Raw genomic sequence first — 13342 nt, forward strand, 5'->3', positions numbered from 1 at the left:
TTCAGCTGATCCACGTCATTTCGGATTTGGCAACGCTCCAAGCCTCGTCTTTAAGCTCCAGCGTAATTTTTGCCCCGATGGCTCCCGTACCCGACCGGTACTTGGAGCCTTCGATCACGGCGTAATCCTCGCCGAGCTCCACTTTTTCAATCTTCAGCAGAACGCCTTGCAGCACCATCGTCTCTTTGAATTCGGGCTCTTCTTTTTTCAGTTCCTCCATCGTGGTATCGCGGACTTCAACCTCCCGAAAAGCAAAGGATTCGAGGATATGCCGCCGATCCGCATCGGTTAATTGCTGAAGGTCGCTGAGATCGAGGGCGATGTACTTGATGTCCGAATTGAGCGCTTCATCCATGGGAAACATCGCTTCAAAAGCAAGCCGATACAGTTCGCCGGCCGATCCGCGCATTTCCTGTTTACCGTCAGAAGGAGTCGTCTCCGCGTCCTCACCGGCGGCTTCTTCCGTATTCGGCTGCGGCGGACTCTCCGATTGACCGGGGGGCGCCGCCGCCTCGGCTGCGGGTTCGGCGGTCTTTCCGGCTCCGCAGCCGGCGATGACAAGCCCTAACCCCAACAGGCAGACCACCGCTTGAACACGCTTTAGGGTCACTGTCAGATCCCTCCTTTTTAGGATAGACGCTCGGGGAGTGTGTAAAGTTGCTTTTGGCTGCGGCCGCCGGGCCTACAAGCCGGCCACGATGCCGGCAAGACGGGCGATCCCGTCCTCCAGCTCTTCCAGAGAAGCGTACGAGTAAGACAGTCTGAGGCAGTTGCCGGCTTCCCGGTCATACAAATGTCCGGGGTTAATGAGAATGCCCTGCTTCAAGGCGGTATCGAACAGCTTGCGCGGGGCCGCCGCCCGCCTTAAGCGTAGCCATACGTAGAAGCCTCCGGCGGGCACGTTCCAGTCGGCCAGCCCGGTAAAATGCCGCTCCAGCGCATCGAGCGCGATGCGTCTGCGATGCCGCAAAGCGCCGCGCAGGCGGTCGAGATGTTCGTCGTAGAGGCCGCTGGACAGCCACTCCGCCGCCAGCCGCTGCGAAATGGCGCTGGAGCCGTAGTCGCTCTGCATTTTGATGTCGGCGAGGCGCTCAATGACCGGCTGGGGGCCGGTGATCCAGCCGATGCGCAGACCGGGGCTGAGCGTTTTGGACAGGCTGCCGAGGTAGAGGACGCTGCCGCCGGAATCCCCGGCTTTCAGCGGAGCGGGGGGCGGCTCGTCCAACCACAGATCGCGGTAGACGTCGTCCTCCAGCACCGGCAGGCCCGCCGCCTGGCAGGCTTCCAGCAGCCGGGCGCGGCGGGGCTCGCTCATCACGGTCCCCGTCGGGTTATGGAACGTGGGGATCGTATACAGCAGCGAGCCGCCGTACTGCCGGGCGTAAGGAGCGACCAGTTCGGGGCGCAGCCCCTGGTCGTCCATCGGCACGCCCTGCAGCCGCATTCCGGCCGATTGGAACACGGGCACGGAGTACAAATAGGACGGCCGTTCGAGCAGGATCACAGATCCGCGCCGCAGCAGGCCGACCGAAATCAGCTGCAGGGCCTGGAGCGCGCCGGAAACGATCAGGATCGATTCCGGGGAGGCGGTCAGGCCCTGGCTCTTTAAGCGGGCTGCGACAATCCGGCGCAGCCCCGGGTCGCCCTTCGGCTCGCCGTAGCCGAGCTCGGGGACGCGGTCCGCCATCCGCTCCAGGAGGCGGCCCATCTCCGGCCTCGGCAGCAGCTCGGGCGACAGCTCGCCGGTGCCGAGGCGGAGGATGCCGGGGCGGAACTCCGCCCGGTTGATCTCCTGCACGGCCGGCAGGTTGGGACGGTGAATTCCGGCGTTGACGTAGGAATTCCAGTCCGGCGGCGGGGCGGAGGTGAGCACGCCCCACGTCCGGTTCGCGACGCGCGTCCCGCCGCCGCGTCCCGTCTCGATCATGCCGGCTGCGGCGAGCTCGTCCATCGCGGTCACCACGGTGCTGCGGTTGACGCCGAAGCTCTCGGCCAGTGCGCGTTGGGACGGAATCCGCGTCCCGACCGGCCATTCGCCGCCGGCGATTTTATCGCGGAGGTATTCGACGATTTGCGTATGCAGCGGAACCCCGGAACGGCGGTTCGGCTGCCATGGGGCAGGTTCCACGAAGATCAGCTCCTTTGATGAAGAGGATGAAAATTGGCGCACAACGGCAGAAAGAAGTTTTTTTCATTATACAGTTTGGTTGGTTTAATATCCATCCAAATGGATGGAGCCAGATCGCCGCCAAGCGGTTACAATAGCTAGGGGTCCATGATCTCGGGTCGGGAGGATCCCAAGAAAGAGAGAGGGGAAGGGAAGCGATGTCGACGGCGTTCATTCACGGTTTTGTCCTAGCCTTTGGCCTGATTTTGCCGCTGGGAGTTCAAAACGTATTCATATTTAATCAAGGGGCATCGGGTAAAAGATGGACGCGGGCCCTTCCCGCGGTCATCACCGCTTCGGTATGCGATACCCTGCTGATTCTGTTGGCCGTCCTGGGGGTATCCCTGATTGTGCTCACGCTGGAATGGCTAAAAGTGATCCTTTTTATCGGCGGGGCCTGCTTTATGGTTTACATGGGCTGGTCGATCTGGAAAAGCGCCCCTTCGGGCCGGACCGAAGAGAGTTCGGGTCTACCCGCCAAAAAGCAGGTGCTGTTCGCCCTGTCGGTGTCCCTGCTTAATCCGCACGCGATTCTGGATACGGTCGGCGTGATCGGAACCAGCTCCTTGAGCTATGAAGGAGGAGGGAAGGCCGTTTTTGCCTTGGCGGCTATCCTGGTATCCTGGCTTTGGTTCGCGTGTCTGGCACTGGCGGGCCGGCTCGTCGGCGGATTGAACGGAAACGGTGCGCTGCTTAAGCGGATCAACCGGATTTCGGCCTTGGTGGTGTGGGGCATGGCGGCATACTTGCTGTTCGGGCTCCTTGGGAGTAGCACATTTTAAAAGGGAGGCCTGTCTCCTTGGGGAACAGGCTTCTTATTCTTGCTTAGGATGGCAATAGCTTCATTGACATATATTAGGGGGAATTATAATATAGGATCAAATATGTTATACCCCCTTGGGGTATTGTATAAACTTTTGGGGAGGTCATGAACATGAAAATATTGCTGATTGGTGCCAGCGGGACGATCGGAAGCGCCGTTCGCGAGGAGCTCGGGGCGCGTCACGAGGTAATTACAGCGGGGAGGAACGGGGCTGATGTCATCGTTGACATCACATCGCCGGATAGCATAACCGCTATGTACCAAGAGGTTGGGAAGGTGGACGCAGTGGTCAGCACGGCGGGAAGTACTTATTTCGGGCCGCTGACCGAACTTACGCCGGAGAATAATGAGCTTTCCATTGAGAGCAAGTTAAAGGGACAAGTCAATTTGGTACTGCTCGGTCATCCTTATGTCAACGATCGCGGCAGTTTTACTTTGACAACGGGGATTATTATGGACGATCCGATCGTTGGCGGCGTGTCCTCGGCCATGGCGGGGGGAGCGATCAAAGCATTCGTTACGGCCGCGGCGATTGAGATGCCGAGAGGAATCCGGATTAACAACGTAAGCCCTAATGTGGTTGCTGAATCCATCGGGACCTATGGCCCGTACTTTCCCGGCTTTGATCCCGTTCCCGCAAGCAAGGTCGCTTTGGCTTTCCGAAAAAGTGTCGAGGGCGGACAAACGGGGCAAACTTACACGGTTTACTAGTGGCGATTTAGTCCGAATTTGCTCCTTCATGGAGGAATAGCGGCTTGGCTCAGAGCCTCATTCTTGCGTAAAACCGGCCAAAACTTGATTATTGGGCAGTCCGGCAGAAAATAAAGTCTTTTTGAGCGCTAAGATCCCCTTGGTGCCGAAATCGGCCGAAAAGCGGCCCCAGAGGCAGCCTTAAGCCGCTATCTCAACGAGCGGCAAGTGCCCTATCCATTAGACAACCTGGATAACATCGAAATTCCTGCAAATCTGCATGTTTTTTTGTAGCCTGGAACAGAAATTTCAAAATTCCTGCAAATCTGCAGGAATTTTTGACGAAACCGGCTCGTTTCTCGAAAATCGCTAAAAATGCCTGCAGATTTGCATCTTTTTTCGCATCTCCTCGTGAATTGGCTTAAAATACCTGCAGATTTGCATCTTTTTGAGTCGGGAGGGTTGAAGGTTGAGAGATTGTAAGGGCGGAAGGGGGGAGTTTGGGCAGGAAGTGCAGGAAGTGCAGGTAATGCAGGTAATGCGGGTAATGCAGGTAATGCAGGTAATGCAGGTAATGCAGGTAATGTAGGTAATTGGAGTAGTTTCTGGGGGGGGCGGTAGTTTTAGAAGTTCCGGAAGTGGCGGAAGTGGCGGAAGTAACGGAAGTGCCGATAGTGCCGATAGTGCCGATAGTTCTAGTGGTTCTGGAAGTACTCAAAGTGCTGAAAGTGCTGAAAGTGCTGAAAGTGCTGAAAGTGCTCTAGGCACCTGGATCGCCGTGGGCTAACAAAAACAATGCGGATGTCCGTGGCGAGAGACTGCGTACTTATCGAGAACCTAATTGTGGGCAACCGATTTAGCCTGCTCAACCGGGGCGAAAGTCATCATGACAAATGGCCACAAGGGAATTTATACGCTTAGTCCTAATCGTTTCCCTCCTTGCTTACTTTAATCATGATGGGTGTGATTCTTCCTACGGAATCGCCGGGTCTTAACGAAAGTCTTTACATACCCATGAGGGGTATGGTATATTGGTGGTGTCGAGGTAAATTGCTGATCGTAATCCGTTCTTTAAAGCATAATAGCACAAATATGTTTTCTATTTACCCCCTGGGGGTATATGAGGAAGGGGAGTTTGATAATGGGTAACGGCGAGGGTTTAAAACAACAACAAACCACCTTACAGATTACAGGAATGACATGCGCGGCGTGCGCCAATCGGATCGAAAAGGGGTTAAGCAAGCTGGAGGGAGTTTCTCAAGCCACCGTGAATTTTGCGCTCGAACAGGCCGCGGTGACGTTTGATCCGACGAAGACCGATCCGTCGCAAATGGAACAGAAGATACAGGCGTTAGGCTACGGCACGGTTGGAGAGTCCGCGGATTTTCAAATCATGGGCATGACTTGTGCCGCCTGCGCAGCGCGAATTGAAAAGGGCTTGAACAAAATGCCGGGGGTTTCGAAGGCGACCGTGAATCTGGCTTTGGAGACGGCGCATGTCGAATATAATCCGGCAGAGGTTACCCCGGCCGATATGATTCAGAAGGTTGAAAAAATCGGCTACAAGGCGGCGCTTAAAGGCGAGAAAAAAGAATCCGGGGATCATCGGCAACAAGAGATCAAACGCCAGAAACTTAAACTGCTGGTTTCGGCGCTGCTGTCTTTTCCGCTGCTCTGGGCGATGGTCAGTCACTTTTCATTCACTTCGTTCATTTGGCTTCCCGACCTGTTTATGAATCCGTGGTTCCAATTCGCGCTTGCCACGCCGGTCCAGTTTATTATCGGCCGACAATTCTATATCGGGGCCTACAAGGCGCTCCGGAACGGCAGCGCAAATATGGATGTCCTGGTTGCGCTCGGCACTTCGGCCGCCTATTTCTATAGTCTCTATCAAACGATAGAAACGATAAATGCCCATGGGCATCATCAAGTCGACCTTTATTATGAAACCAGCGCCGTATTGATTACCTTGATTTTGCTGGGCAAGCTTTTTGAAGCACTTGCCAAGGGCAGATCTTCGGAAGCCATCAAGACTCTGATGGGCTTGCAAGCCAAAACCGCCACCGTGATCAGAGCGGGGCAAGAGATGACCGTGCCGGTCGAACAGGTTTTGGTTGGTGACGTTGTTGTCGTGAAGCCGGGGGAGAAGATTCCCGTGGACGGCGAGGTCGTAAGCGGTACTTCCTCCGTGGATGAGTCGATGTTGACCGGGGAGAGCATTCCGGTGGAGAAACGCGCGGGGGATAAGGTGATCGGTGCAACGATCAATAAAAACGGGATGCTGCAGATTAAGGCGACCAAAGTGGGCAGAGAAACAGCGCTTGCGCAAATCATCAAAGTGGTTGAAGAGGCGCAAGGCTCGAAAGCTCCGATCCAGCGGGTGGCCGACGTCATTTCGGGGATATTCGTCCCGATCGTCGTAGGCATCGCCGTCGTGACTTTTTTAGTATGGTATATTGCGGTGGAACCGGGAAGCTTCGCGAGTGCGCTTGAGAAGGCTATCGCCGTCCTGGTTATCGCCTGCCCGTGCGCCCTTGGTCTGGCAACTCCAACCTCGATCATGGCCGGTTCGGGCCGTGCCGCCGAACTCGGGATTCTCTTCAAAGGCGGCGAGCATTTGGAGGCCACGCATCGGATCGATGCGATTGTCCTGGATAAAACAGGAACCGTGACCAAAGGAAAACCGGAACTGACCGATGTCATCATTGAAAACGGAATGGAGGAACTGACATTTTTAAGGCTCGTCGGTGCGGCGGAGAAAAACTCCGAGCATCCGTTAGCTGAAGCCATTGTCGCGGGTATTCAGGAAAAAGGGGTCGAGCTGCCGCAAACGGAGCAATTCGAGGCGATTCCCGGTTATGGAATCCGCGCGATTATCGGCGGGCTTGAGCTGCACATCGGCACCAGAAAGCTGATGCGGAAGTTTGGTATCCAGGCCGAGAGCGCATTTGATAAGATGAATCGATTGGAGGAGTCGGGAAAAACGGCCATGCTCGTCGCCGTAGAGGGTCGGTACGCCGGCATGGTAGCCGTAGCGGATACGATCAAAGAGACGTCCAAAGAAGCGGTGAAACGCCTGAAAAATCTCGGCATCGAAGTCATTATGATTACCGGCGACAACGAACGGACCGCGAAGGCCATTGCGGCACAGGCGGGAATCGGCAAGGTATTGGCGGAGGTTCTGCCTGAGGGCAAGGCCGCCGAGGTCAAGAAGCTTCAGGAATCCGGGAAGAAAGTGGCGATGGTCGGAGACGGCATAAATGATGCCCCCGCTCTAGCTACGGCCGACATCGGCATGGCGGTCGGAACCGGTACGGATGTGGCGATGGAGGCGGCGGACGTCACGCTCATGAGAGGGGACTTGAACAGTATTCCGGACGCTATTTTTATGAGTAAAAAGACGATGTCGAACATTAAACAGAACCTGTTCTGGGCGCTGGCCTATAACGTCATCGGAATCCCCGTCGCGGCGCTTGGATTCCTGGCCCCATGGTTAGCCGGGGCAGCTATGGCACTGAGTTCGGTATCCGTCGTGCTAAATGCCTTAAGGCTGCAAAGAGTGAAGTTGTGAGCGAGGGGCGGGAAAAGCGGCACTATCAGGAACAGTAGGTAAAGCAGGAACAGCAGGAAAAGCGGCCTTTTGGGCCGCTTTTTTGGCCCGATTCGGCTCTATGGCAATAATAGCGGTCAAAAACGCCACCGCCTTATTTCCTGCTGCGGGTTCCAGTAATCAGGTTTTGTTCCGAACTGGGCGCAAATTTTTGCCGGAGCTCCCTGTGAAATAAGCTTGTTTGATGAGCGATAGATGGGCGAAAGCGGAGGTGCTTTCATCTACAGCATCATAAATTTTAAATATAAAAAAATAAGATTGACATTCATCCAGGAACTCTTTATGATTTAAACAAACGTTTTAAACGATTGTTTAAGGAGCTGGAAGAGAAAATGAAAAAAAGTCTTCAGGCGTATCTCAAAGCGCCGCAAACCAAAATCGGAATCATCACGGCGTTGATGTTTCAAGTTATTTTCAGTTTAATCTGGATGACCGCTTACGACGGGGTCAACGAACGGGTGAGTTCGTTTCAAATCGCCGTGGTCAACGAGGATGGGGCGTTTGGCGAAAAGCTGGTCGGCGGGCTGCGGCAATCCGTCCCGTTTGCGTGGGAGACGGGCTTGACGGCTGACGAGGCGAAGCAAGCCTTGGAGGACCGGGAAGTCCAGATGATCATGACGATCCCCGAAAAATTCGGTCAAACGCTGCAAACCCCGGGGCAAGCGGGTACGCTCCAATATACGATCAACGGTTCCAACGCCTCCATGGTCAAGTCCGTGATGGAGAACGCGGCGGCAAGAATCACGGAGTCGTTGAACCGGCTCGTATCCACTCAAGCGATCCAGACGGCGTTTCAGGAGATGGCCTTACCGGAGGCTCAGGCCGGGCAGCTCGCACAAGGCTTGTCGACCAAAGTGGCCTCGCAAGTTGACGTCGTTCATCCCATCGACGGTATGAACAACCAAATGGTCCCGATGATGCTGGTATTGGCTTCTTTTGTCGGCTCGATGATTATGGGCATGAACCTGCAGCAGGCGGCGGCCGGAACGAATCCGGGCATCTCGGGCGGAAGCCGGTTTGCGGCGCGTGTCGTCCTCAACGTGGGTGCGTCCTTGCTTGTTTCGCTGGTGGGGACATCGCTGGTCTTCGCTTTGGGCGGGCAAGCGGAGCAGGGATTCTTTGTATTTTGGATGTTCCAATCGCTGCTGGTGCTGACGTTTCTGTTCTTTACGCAGATGTTCCTGCTGCTGTTCGGTATGGCCGGGATGCTGTTCAATATCGCGGGGCTGTCGCTTCAACTGGTCTCCTCCGGCGCCATGGTGCCGCGTCAGCTTCTGAGCGGTTTCTATCAAGCCGTAGGGGATTACCTTCCGGCTACCTACGCCGTTGAAGGGTTGATGAATGTGCAATTTACCGGGGCCGGCGGAGCGGTCGCTTCAGACATGCTTCGTCTGGTCGTCATCATGGGGGTCAGCCTGGCCATCGGGTTGACGGCGGAGCTGGTAAAAGGGCGCAAACGTGGTCCGGCGAAGGAATCGCAGGTTCTCGTCAAGCCTGGAACAGTTGTTCAAGACTAGCCGACTATAACTTGCCGCGCGCCCGTCCTTGCGAACCGGTGATGAAAGTTCCATAATGGGTCTAGAATAGTTAAGGGGTCGAGGGTATGGAACAGGCTGAAACAGACGTGAAAATCCGAATTTTGAAGTCGGCCAAGCGCTTGTTCGCCAAGCAGGGATTTGAAGGGACGAGCGTCCGGCAAATTTGCGAGGAAGCCGGAGCGAATGTGGCGCTGGTATCTTATCATTTCGGGGGCAAGGAGAAGGTGTTCCGGGCGATCTTCGAGCACTTTTTTCCCGGCACTCCGGAAGCGTTCAAAGAGAACGAGGCCATCCTGACTGATCCTGTCGAAGGACTGCGGCTGGTCGCAGGGGAAATCGTGAAATTCACGATGCAGGAAAAGGAGCTGAGCGACATCGTGCAGCAGGAACTGACGCTTCAGTCTCCGCGGCTCGGCGTCGTGTTCTCGTTCCTGAATCCGGTCTGGTTGACGGTGAAGGATCTGTTGGTCCGCGGCAAGGCGCGGGGGGATTTCCGGTTTGAGTCCATGACCTCCGCGCTGCTGATGGTGTTTGGCGTGGCTTTATCGCATAAAAGATTTGGCAATCTGGAACATCTGGTCGATCTCCGTGAGGAGGATTTCGCGGAGAACTACCCGGAGCAGGCCGTCCGGTTTATTATGTTGGGATTGGGAGTGAAAGCGAATGAATGAGGTCATGTCTCTACTGAAAAATCATCGTTCGATCCGAAAATACAGCGACCGCCCGGTTGGCCGGGAACAAGTGGAGGAAATCGTCGCCGCCGCCCAGATGGCGTCCAGCTCCAGCAATGTTCAGGCCTACAGCGTTATCGCCGTCACCGAACAAGCCGGGAAGGACAAGCTGGCGGAATTATGCGGGAATCAGGGTTATATTTCGGAATGCCCGGTATTTTTGGTTTGGTGCGCGGATCTGTCCCGGCTGAAAGCGGCGGCGGAACGCCATCTGCCGGCGGGAGCCGAAACCTATGAGTCCTCGGTGGAGAATTTTATCGTAGCGACGGTCGATGCGGCCTTGGCGGCCCAGAACGGCGCGGTCGCCGCGGAATCGATGGGGCTCGGCATCGTGTATATCGGCGGCATCCGCAACCGGAGCCAGGAGGTGGCCGAGCTGTTAGGCTTACCGCAGCTGGTCTACCCCGTCTTCGGCATGTGCGTCGGCTATCCGGACCAGGAGCCCGGGCTGCGGCCCCGGTTGCCCTTGGAGGCGGTTTTACATTGGGAAGGCTATGACGCAGAACGTTCGGAATCAGGTGTAAAAGCCTACGATGAAACGATGGTGAAGTATTTGCGGGAACGGACCGGCGGCATGAAGGACACCCCTTGGTCCGTTTTGATGGCGGAGAAGCTCGCGCAGCCGGCCCGGCTTCATATGCGGGAATTTTTGCAGCGGCGCGGATTCGGACTGAAGTGAGCGGGAAAGCCTCCTGTGATTTCAACCTGCTTCAAGGCATACTTGCCTTTGAGTCTCGCGGTTGAAAGACACGGGAGGTTTTTTCGTAATTAGCGGGAGTGCATCCCGCTATCTGAAGCTTATTACTCCCCGGCCTTTTCAGATATGTCGCCGGAGACGGGGGCTGCGCGGAGCGTACGGGAGGCGCAATAAAGGATGGCAAATACAGCTCCGCTGAGCGTAAGCAGCCCCCCTCCAATCAGACCCAGCATCCGGGGGGACAGGACTTCCAGCAGTAGCCCGCCGAGAAACATCGCCGCCCCCATGATCGTATTTTGCAGCGCAGCCAGCGTACCCATAAATCTGCCCCGAATTTTTTCGGGGACGATCATCATCAGGATCGTCTGGTTGCAGGCGTTCCCGATGCCCGAACATATCGCCGTTCCCGCCAGCAGGAGCACCAGCAGACCAAACGATCCGCTTTGGCTGATCAGAATATGGCATATCCCCTCCAGCAGTAAGGTCAGCACCGCGGCGGCCTTGATTTGCCGGGCGAACCGCCCCGTCAGTGCGGAACCGGCGACGAGCCCGGCGCCAAGCGCTCCATACAGCAGCCCGATCCCGAGATCGCCCATGTGAAACACTTCCACCGCATAGACGCTGAGCAATATATTGAAGATGCCGTCCCCGATCGGCCAGACCGCAAAAATGAGCAGCATGAGCCGGAGGAAGGGGGAGCGGGCGAGAAGCTCGCGGAAGGCGGCTGCGGCAGGCGCGCCGGCAGGGGCCGAAGCCGATGCGCCGGCGGGGGCTGAAGCCTGTGCGCCGGCGGGGGCCGAAGCCTGCAGGGCGGCGCCGTCAGCGCTCTCGGCCGGGGCGGCCTGACCCGGGCCGTGGGCGCTGGTACCGTCGGGCGCAGCGCCGCGGAGCTGCGGCAGCCGGGCGAGCAGCAGGGCGGTGGCCAGAAAGGACAAGGCGTTGAGGAGGAACGAGACCTCGACGCCCAACAAGGCGGCCACGAACCCGCCGCTGATCGAACCCCCGATCAGCACGAGCCCGGTCATGACCTCCTCAAGGCTGTTGACTTGAAGCAGATGCTCTTTTCGGACCAGGCGGGGGATCGCCGACATGCGGGCGGGGGCATAGATGGCTTCTCCCGCGGACAGCAGAAAGGAGCTTACATAGATCAGCCATATGTCCGCAGGCTCGCGGACCAGCAGCGGAGTCAGGGCGAAAACGGCCCGGATCAAGTCCGTAGCGATCATTACCCGTTTTTTGGACAACCGGTCGGCGAGCATGCCGCCGAGCGGCCCAAAAATCAGGTAAGGAATGAGCCGGATGGCAAAGGTGATCCCGACCGCAAGGCCGGAACCGGTCAGCGACAGCACGAGGCCAAGCACGGCGACTTGGCTGAATCGGTCCCCCATGCCGTTCACGATCCCGGCCGCAAACAGTCTCGCGTAGTCTTTTTCTTTTCGCAGAACGGCCCAGGGGTTCATCATGATAGTTATCCTCCATAATCCAATAATTTTATTGACATCTAATTTTATAAATATCTAATTAGTTGACGAAAAAAGAGACCAGGCAGGCTCCTGGCCGCATTATCCCGCATGATCTATATCTATCCTCGCGCCGGATGGCACGGCTCAAGGCTTCTCCCACAGTTCCGGCGGATTTAGCTCATAAATGCCGTCTTCCCGGTACATATACTGGTGCATAATAAATTCCCGGCGTATCGTGGCAAAATCCTCGTGGAATTTGAGAATGTATTCGTTGATCTCCTTCTCGGCGTATTTTCGGTGCGGCTCCAAGCCCTGAATCAAATGCTCCAGCACGATACGCTTCTTCTTTTGCTGAGCGGGCAAGTGCTTTAACCGGCCGTCTTTGGTAAAAAAGTTACGGAGTACCGCCATGCGGTCCAATGTTTTCTCACCCCCCGGATCCCCGCTTGCGTCGGCGCCTCCGTCTCCGACGGTTAAGATGGCCCGAGCCTGCAAAGCGAGGCTTTTTTCGTTGAGATAAAAATAAATCGTGTTCTTATCCCGGCGTTCGTAGATCAGGTCGGCTTCCCGCAATTTGGTCATATGGTGGGTTACCGTGGGCGGCGAGACCCCCAACTTGCCCGCCAAAGCTTGCCCGTGAAGCGGGCCGTTCTTAAGAAGCGCGATGATCCGGATTCGCGTCACGTCGCCTACCGTTTTATGAAATTGAACGATGCGGTCGAGCTGCATTCGTTGGCCTCCTTTTTTGATATTCAACTAATTAGATATATGTCAAATTATTTCACGCGGAGCAGCGATTGTCAATAGACATCGCATGCTCAAGTTTTACTTCTATATCCGGTAAAAAGCCCGGGTGTTCTCCGTCAACCTGTCCGCGGCTTCTCCATAGGAGAGACCATGCAGCCGGCCCCAGGCCTGGGCTACCTCGCGGATCATGTCCGGCCGTGTAGGCTGTCCGGCAAAAGGCCCTTCAAAAGGCCAGGGGCCGTCGGTTTCCGCCATCACGAGGTCCTGCGGATAGTAGCGGGCCAGCGCGGCGATTTCGGTTTCATACAACAGATCGGGGGTAAAAGATATGAGGTATCCCCGCTCGGCCATCCGGCGAATCGTGGGCTTGGCGCCCTTGAACCAGTGGAAATGCGCCTTCGCGATGCCGTGCCGTTCCAGAAGATCGCAGGCCAATTCGGCGTCCTCGTAAACGGCGTGGAGCACGACCGGCTTATCGAGGCGCTTCGCGAGATCCAGCATACGGTCGAGGAAGGAGAGATACGACTCCAGGGGAAAGGCCTCCGTGGGTTCCCCGCGCTTTTTCATTTCCTGCCGGGTGTAATAAGGTAGCCCGATTTCACCGACCGCGACCATTCGGGAGGCATGGGCTTCCATCCATTGGAACAGCTTCCTTTCGGCTTCGGGCGAAGGAAGGGGCTGCTCCGGATGAAAGCCGAAGGCCGGGTGGATGAGTCCGGGGTACTGGTCCGCCAGAGCCAGGTTGCTCCGGCAGGAATCCAGGTGCATGGAGACGCCGATCAATCCTTCGATCCCTCGTTGTTGCGCTTCCCGCAGCAGATGGGTTCGTTCGGGCTCCTCATATAAATCCAGGTGGATATGGGCGTCAATCATCAC

General features: G+C 56.4%; 12 protein-coding genes. 7 read left to right on the forward strand and 5 right to left on the reverse strand.

Going from position 1 to position 13342, the window contains the following annotated elements; translation table 11 throughout:
• Nucleotide 1 precedes the first annotated feature (1 nt).
• Both LBW89_RS05460 and LBW89_RS05465 read right to left on the reverse strand, forming a co-directional pair.
• The gene (locus tag LBW89_RS05460) at nucleotides 2–610 is read right to left on the reverse strand and encodes a hypothetical protein (protein ID WP_148455449.1); all 609 of its coding nucleotides are present in this window, start codon (nucleotides 608–610) and stop codon (nucleotides 2–4) included.
• Nucleotides 611–682: 72 nt separating this feature from the next.
• Complete coding sequence (locus tag LBW89_RS05465) at nucleotides 683–2128, reverse strand: PLP-dependent aminotransferase family protein (protein WP_225038709.1); 1446 nt, start codon at nucleotides 2126–2128, stop codon at nucleotides 683–685.
• Between the two features lie 197 nt (nucleotides 2129–2325).
• Here LBW89_RS05465 and LBW89_RS05470 point away from each other — a divergent pair, with 197 nt between their 5' ends.
• The 7 genes from LBW89_RS05470 (at nucleotide 2326) to nfsA (ending at nucleotide 10238) form a co-directional block, all read left to right on the forward strand.
• Nucleotides 2326–2949 (forward strand): LysE/ArgO family amino acid transporter, encoded by a 624-nt coding sequence (locus tag LBW89_RS05470; RefSeq protein WP_225038710.1) that lies wholly within the window; start codon nucleotides 2326–2328, stop codon nucleotides 2947–2949.
• Nucleotides 2950–3101: 152 nt separating this feature from the next.
• A complete protein-coding gene (locus LBW89_RS05475; RefSeq protein ID WP_225038711.1) occupies nucleotides 3102–3701 on the forward strand; it encodes a short chain dehydrogenase in 600 nt (199 codons plus the stop codon).
• A 617-nt stretch (nucleotides 3702–4318) separates the two neighbouring features.
• Nucleotides 4319–4444 carry a hypothetical protein gene (locus LBW89_RS27445; RefSeq protein WP_263639035.1) on the forward strand — a complete coding sequence of 42 codons (126 nt, stop codon included), beginning with the start codon at nucleotides 4319–4321 and terminating at the stop codon, nucleotides 4442–4444.
• A gap of 377 nt (nucleotides 4445–4821) precedes the next feature.
• Entirely contained in the window at nucleotides 4822–7251 is a 2430-nt protein-coding gene (locus tag LBW89_RS05480; protein ID WP_225038712.1) for a heavy metal translocating P-type ATPase, read from the forward strand.
• A 371-nt stretch (nucleotides 7252–7622) separates the two neighbouring features.
• The gene (locus LBW89_RS05485; protein WP_225038713.1) at nucleotides 7623–8807 is read left to right on the forward strand and encodes a YhgE/Pip domain-containing protein; all 1185 of its coding nucleotides are present in this window, start codon (nucleotides 7623–7625) and stop codon (nucleotides 8805–8807) included.
• Between the two features lie 86 nt (nucleotides 8808–8893).
• A complete protein-coding gene (locus tag LBW89_RS05490; RefSeq protein ID WP_225038714.1) occupies nucleotides 8894–9499 on the forward strand; it encodes a TetR family transcriptional regulator in 606 nt (201 codons plus the stop codon).
• Nucleotides 9492–10238: an oxygen-insensitive NADPH nitroreductase gene (gene nfsA, locus LBW89_RS05495; RefSeq protein ID WP_225038715.1), complete on the forward strand. Its 747-nt coding sequence runs from the start codon at nucleotides 9492–9494 to the stop codon at nucleotides 10236–10238. Before LBW89_RS05490 ends, nfsA begins: the two co-directional genes overlap by 8 nt.
• A gap of 122 nt (nucleotides 10239–10360) precedes the next feature.
• On the opposite strand, the gene LBW89_RS05500 is transcribed toward nfsA, so the two are convergent.
• The 3 genes from LBW89_RS05500 to LBW89_RS05510 form a co-directional block, all read right to left on the reverse strand.
• On the reverse strand, nucleotides 10361–11719 hold the full coding sequence (locus LBW89_RS05500) for an MFS transporter (RefSeq protein WP_225038716.1): 1359 nt from the start codon (nucleotides 11717–11719) through the stop codon (nucleotides 10361–10363).
• Nucleotides 11720–11863: 144 nt separating this feature from the next.
• A complete protein-coding gene (locus tag LBW89_RS05505; RefSeq protein WP_148455465.1) occupies nucleotides 11864–12448 on the reverse strand; it encodes a metalloregulator ArsR/SmtB family transcription factor in 585 nt (194 codons plus the stop codon).
• Nucleotides 12449–12550: 102 nt separating this feature from the next.
• Complete coding sequence (locus tag LBW89_RS05510) at nucleotides 12551–13339, reverse strand: TatD family hydrolase (protein WP_225038717.1); 789 nt, start codon at nucleotides 13337–13339, stop codon at nucleotides 12551–12553.
• Nucleotides 13340–13342: the final 3 nt, after the last annotated feature.

It is taken from the genome of Paenibacillus sp. alder61 (assembly GCF_020179875.1).
Taxonomy (GTDB): domain Bacteria; phylum Bacillota; class Bacilli; order Paenibacillales; family Paenibacillaceae; genus Fontibacillus; species Fontibacillus faecis.

Bases quoted from the DNA above. Each gene is read 5' to 3' on its own strand.
- LBW89_RS05505 (WP_148455465.1), bottom strand. From the start codon at position 12,448: ATGCAGCTCGACCGCATCGTTCAATTTCATAAAACGGTAGGCGACGTG.
- LBW89_RS05510 (WP_225038717.1), bottom strand. From the start codon at position 13,339: ATGATTGACGCCCATATCCACCTGGATTTATATGAGGAGCCCGAACGA.
- nfsA (WP_225038715.1), top strand. From the start codon at position 9,492: ATGAATGAGGTCATGTCTCTACTGAAAAATCATCGTTCGATCCGAAAA.
- LBW89_RS05470 (WP_225038710.1), top strand. From the start codon at position 2,326: ATGTCGACGGCGTTCATTCACGGTTTTGTCCTAGCCTTTGGCCTGATT.
- LBW89_RS05490 (WP_225038714.1), top strand. From the start codon at position 8,894: ATGGAACAGGCTGAAACAGACGTGAAAATCCGAATTTTGAAGTCGGCC.
- LBW89_RS05485 (WP_225038713.1), top strand. From the start codon at position 7,623: ATGAAAAAAAGTCTTCAGGCGTATCTCAAAGCGCCGCAAACCAAAATC.
- LBW89_RS05500 (WP_225038716.1), bottom strand. From the start codon at position 11,719: ATGATGAACCCCTGGGCCGTTCTGCGAAAAGAAAAAGACTACGCGAGA.
- LBW89_RS05480 (WP_225038712.1), top strand. From the start codon at position 4,822: ATGGGTAACGGCGAGGGTTTAAAACAACAACAAACCACCTTACAGATT.
- LBW89_RS05475 (WP_225038711.1), top strand. From the start codon at position 3,102: ATGAAAATATTGCTGATTGGTGCCAGCGGGACGATCGGAAGCGCCGTT.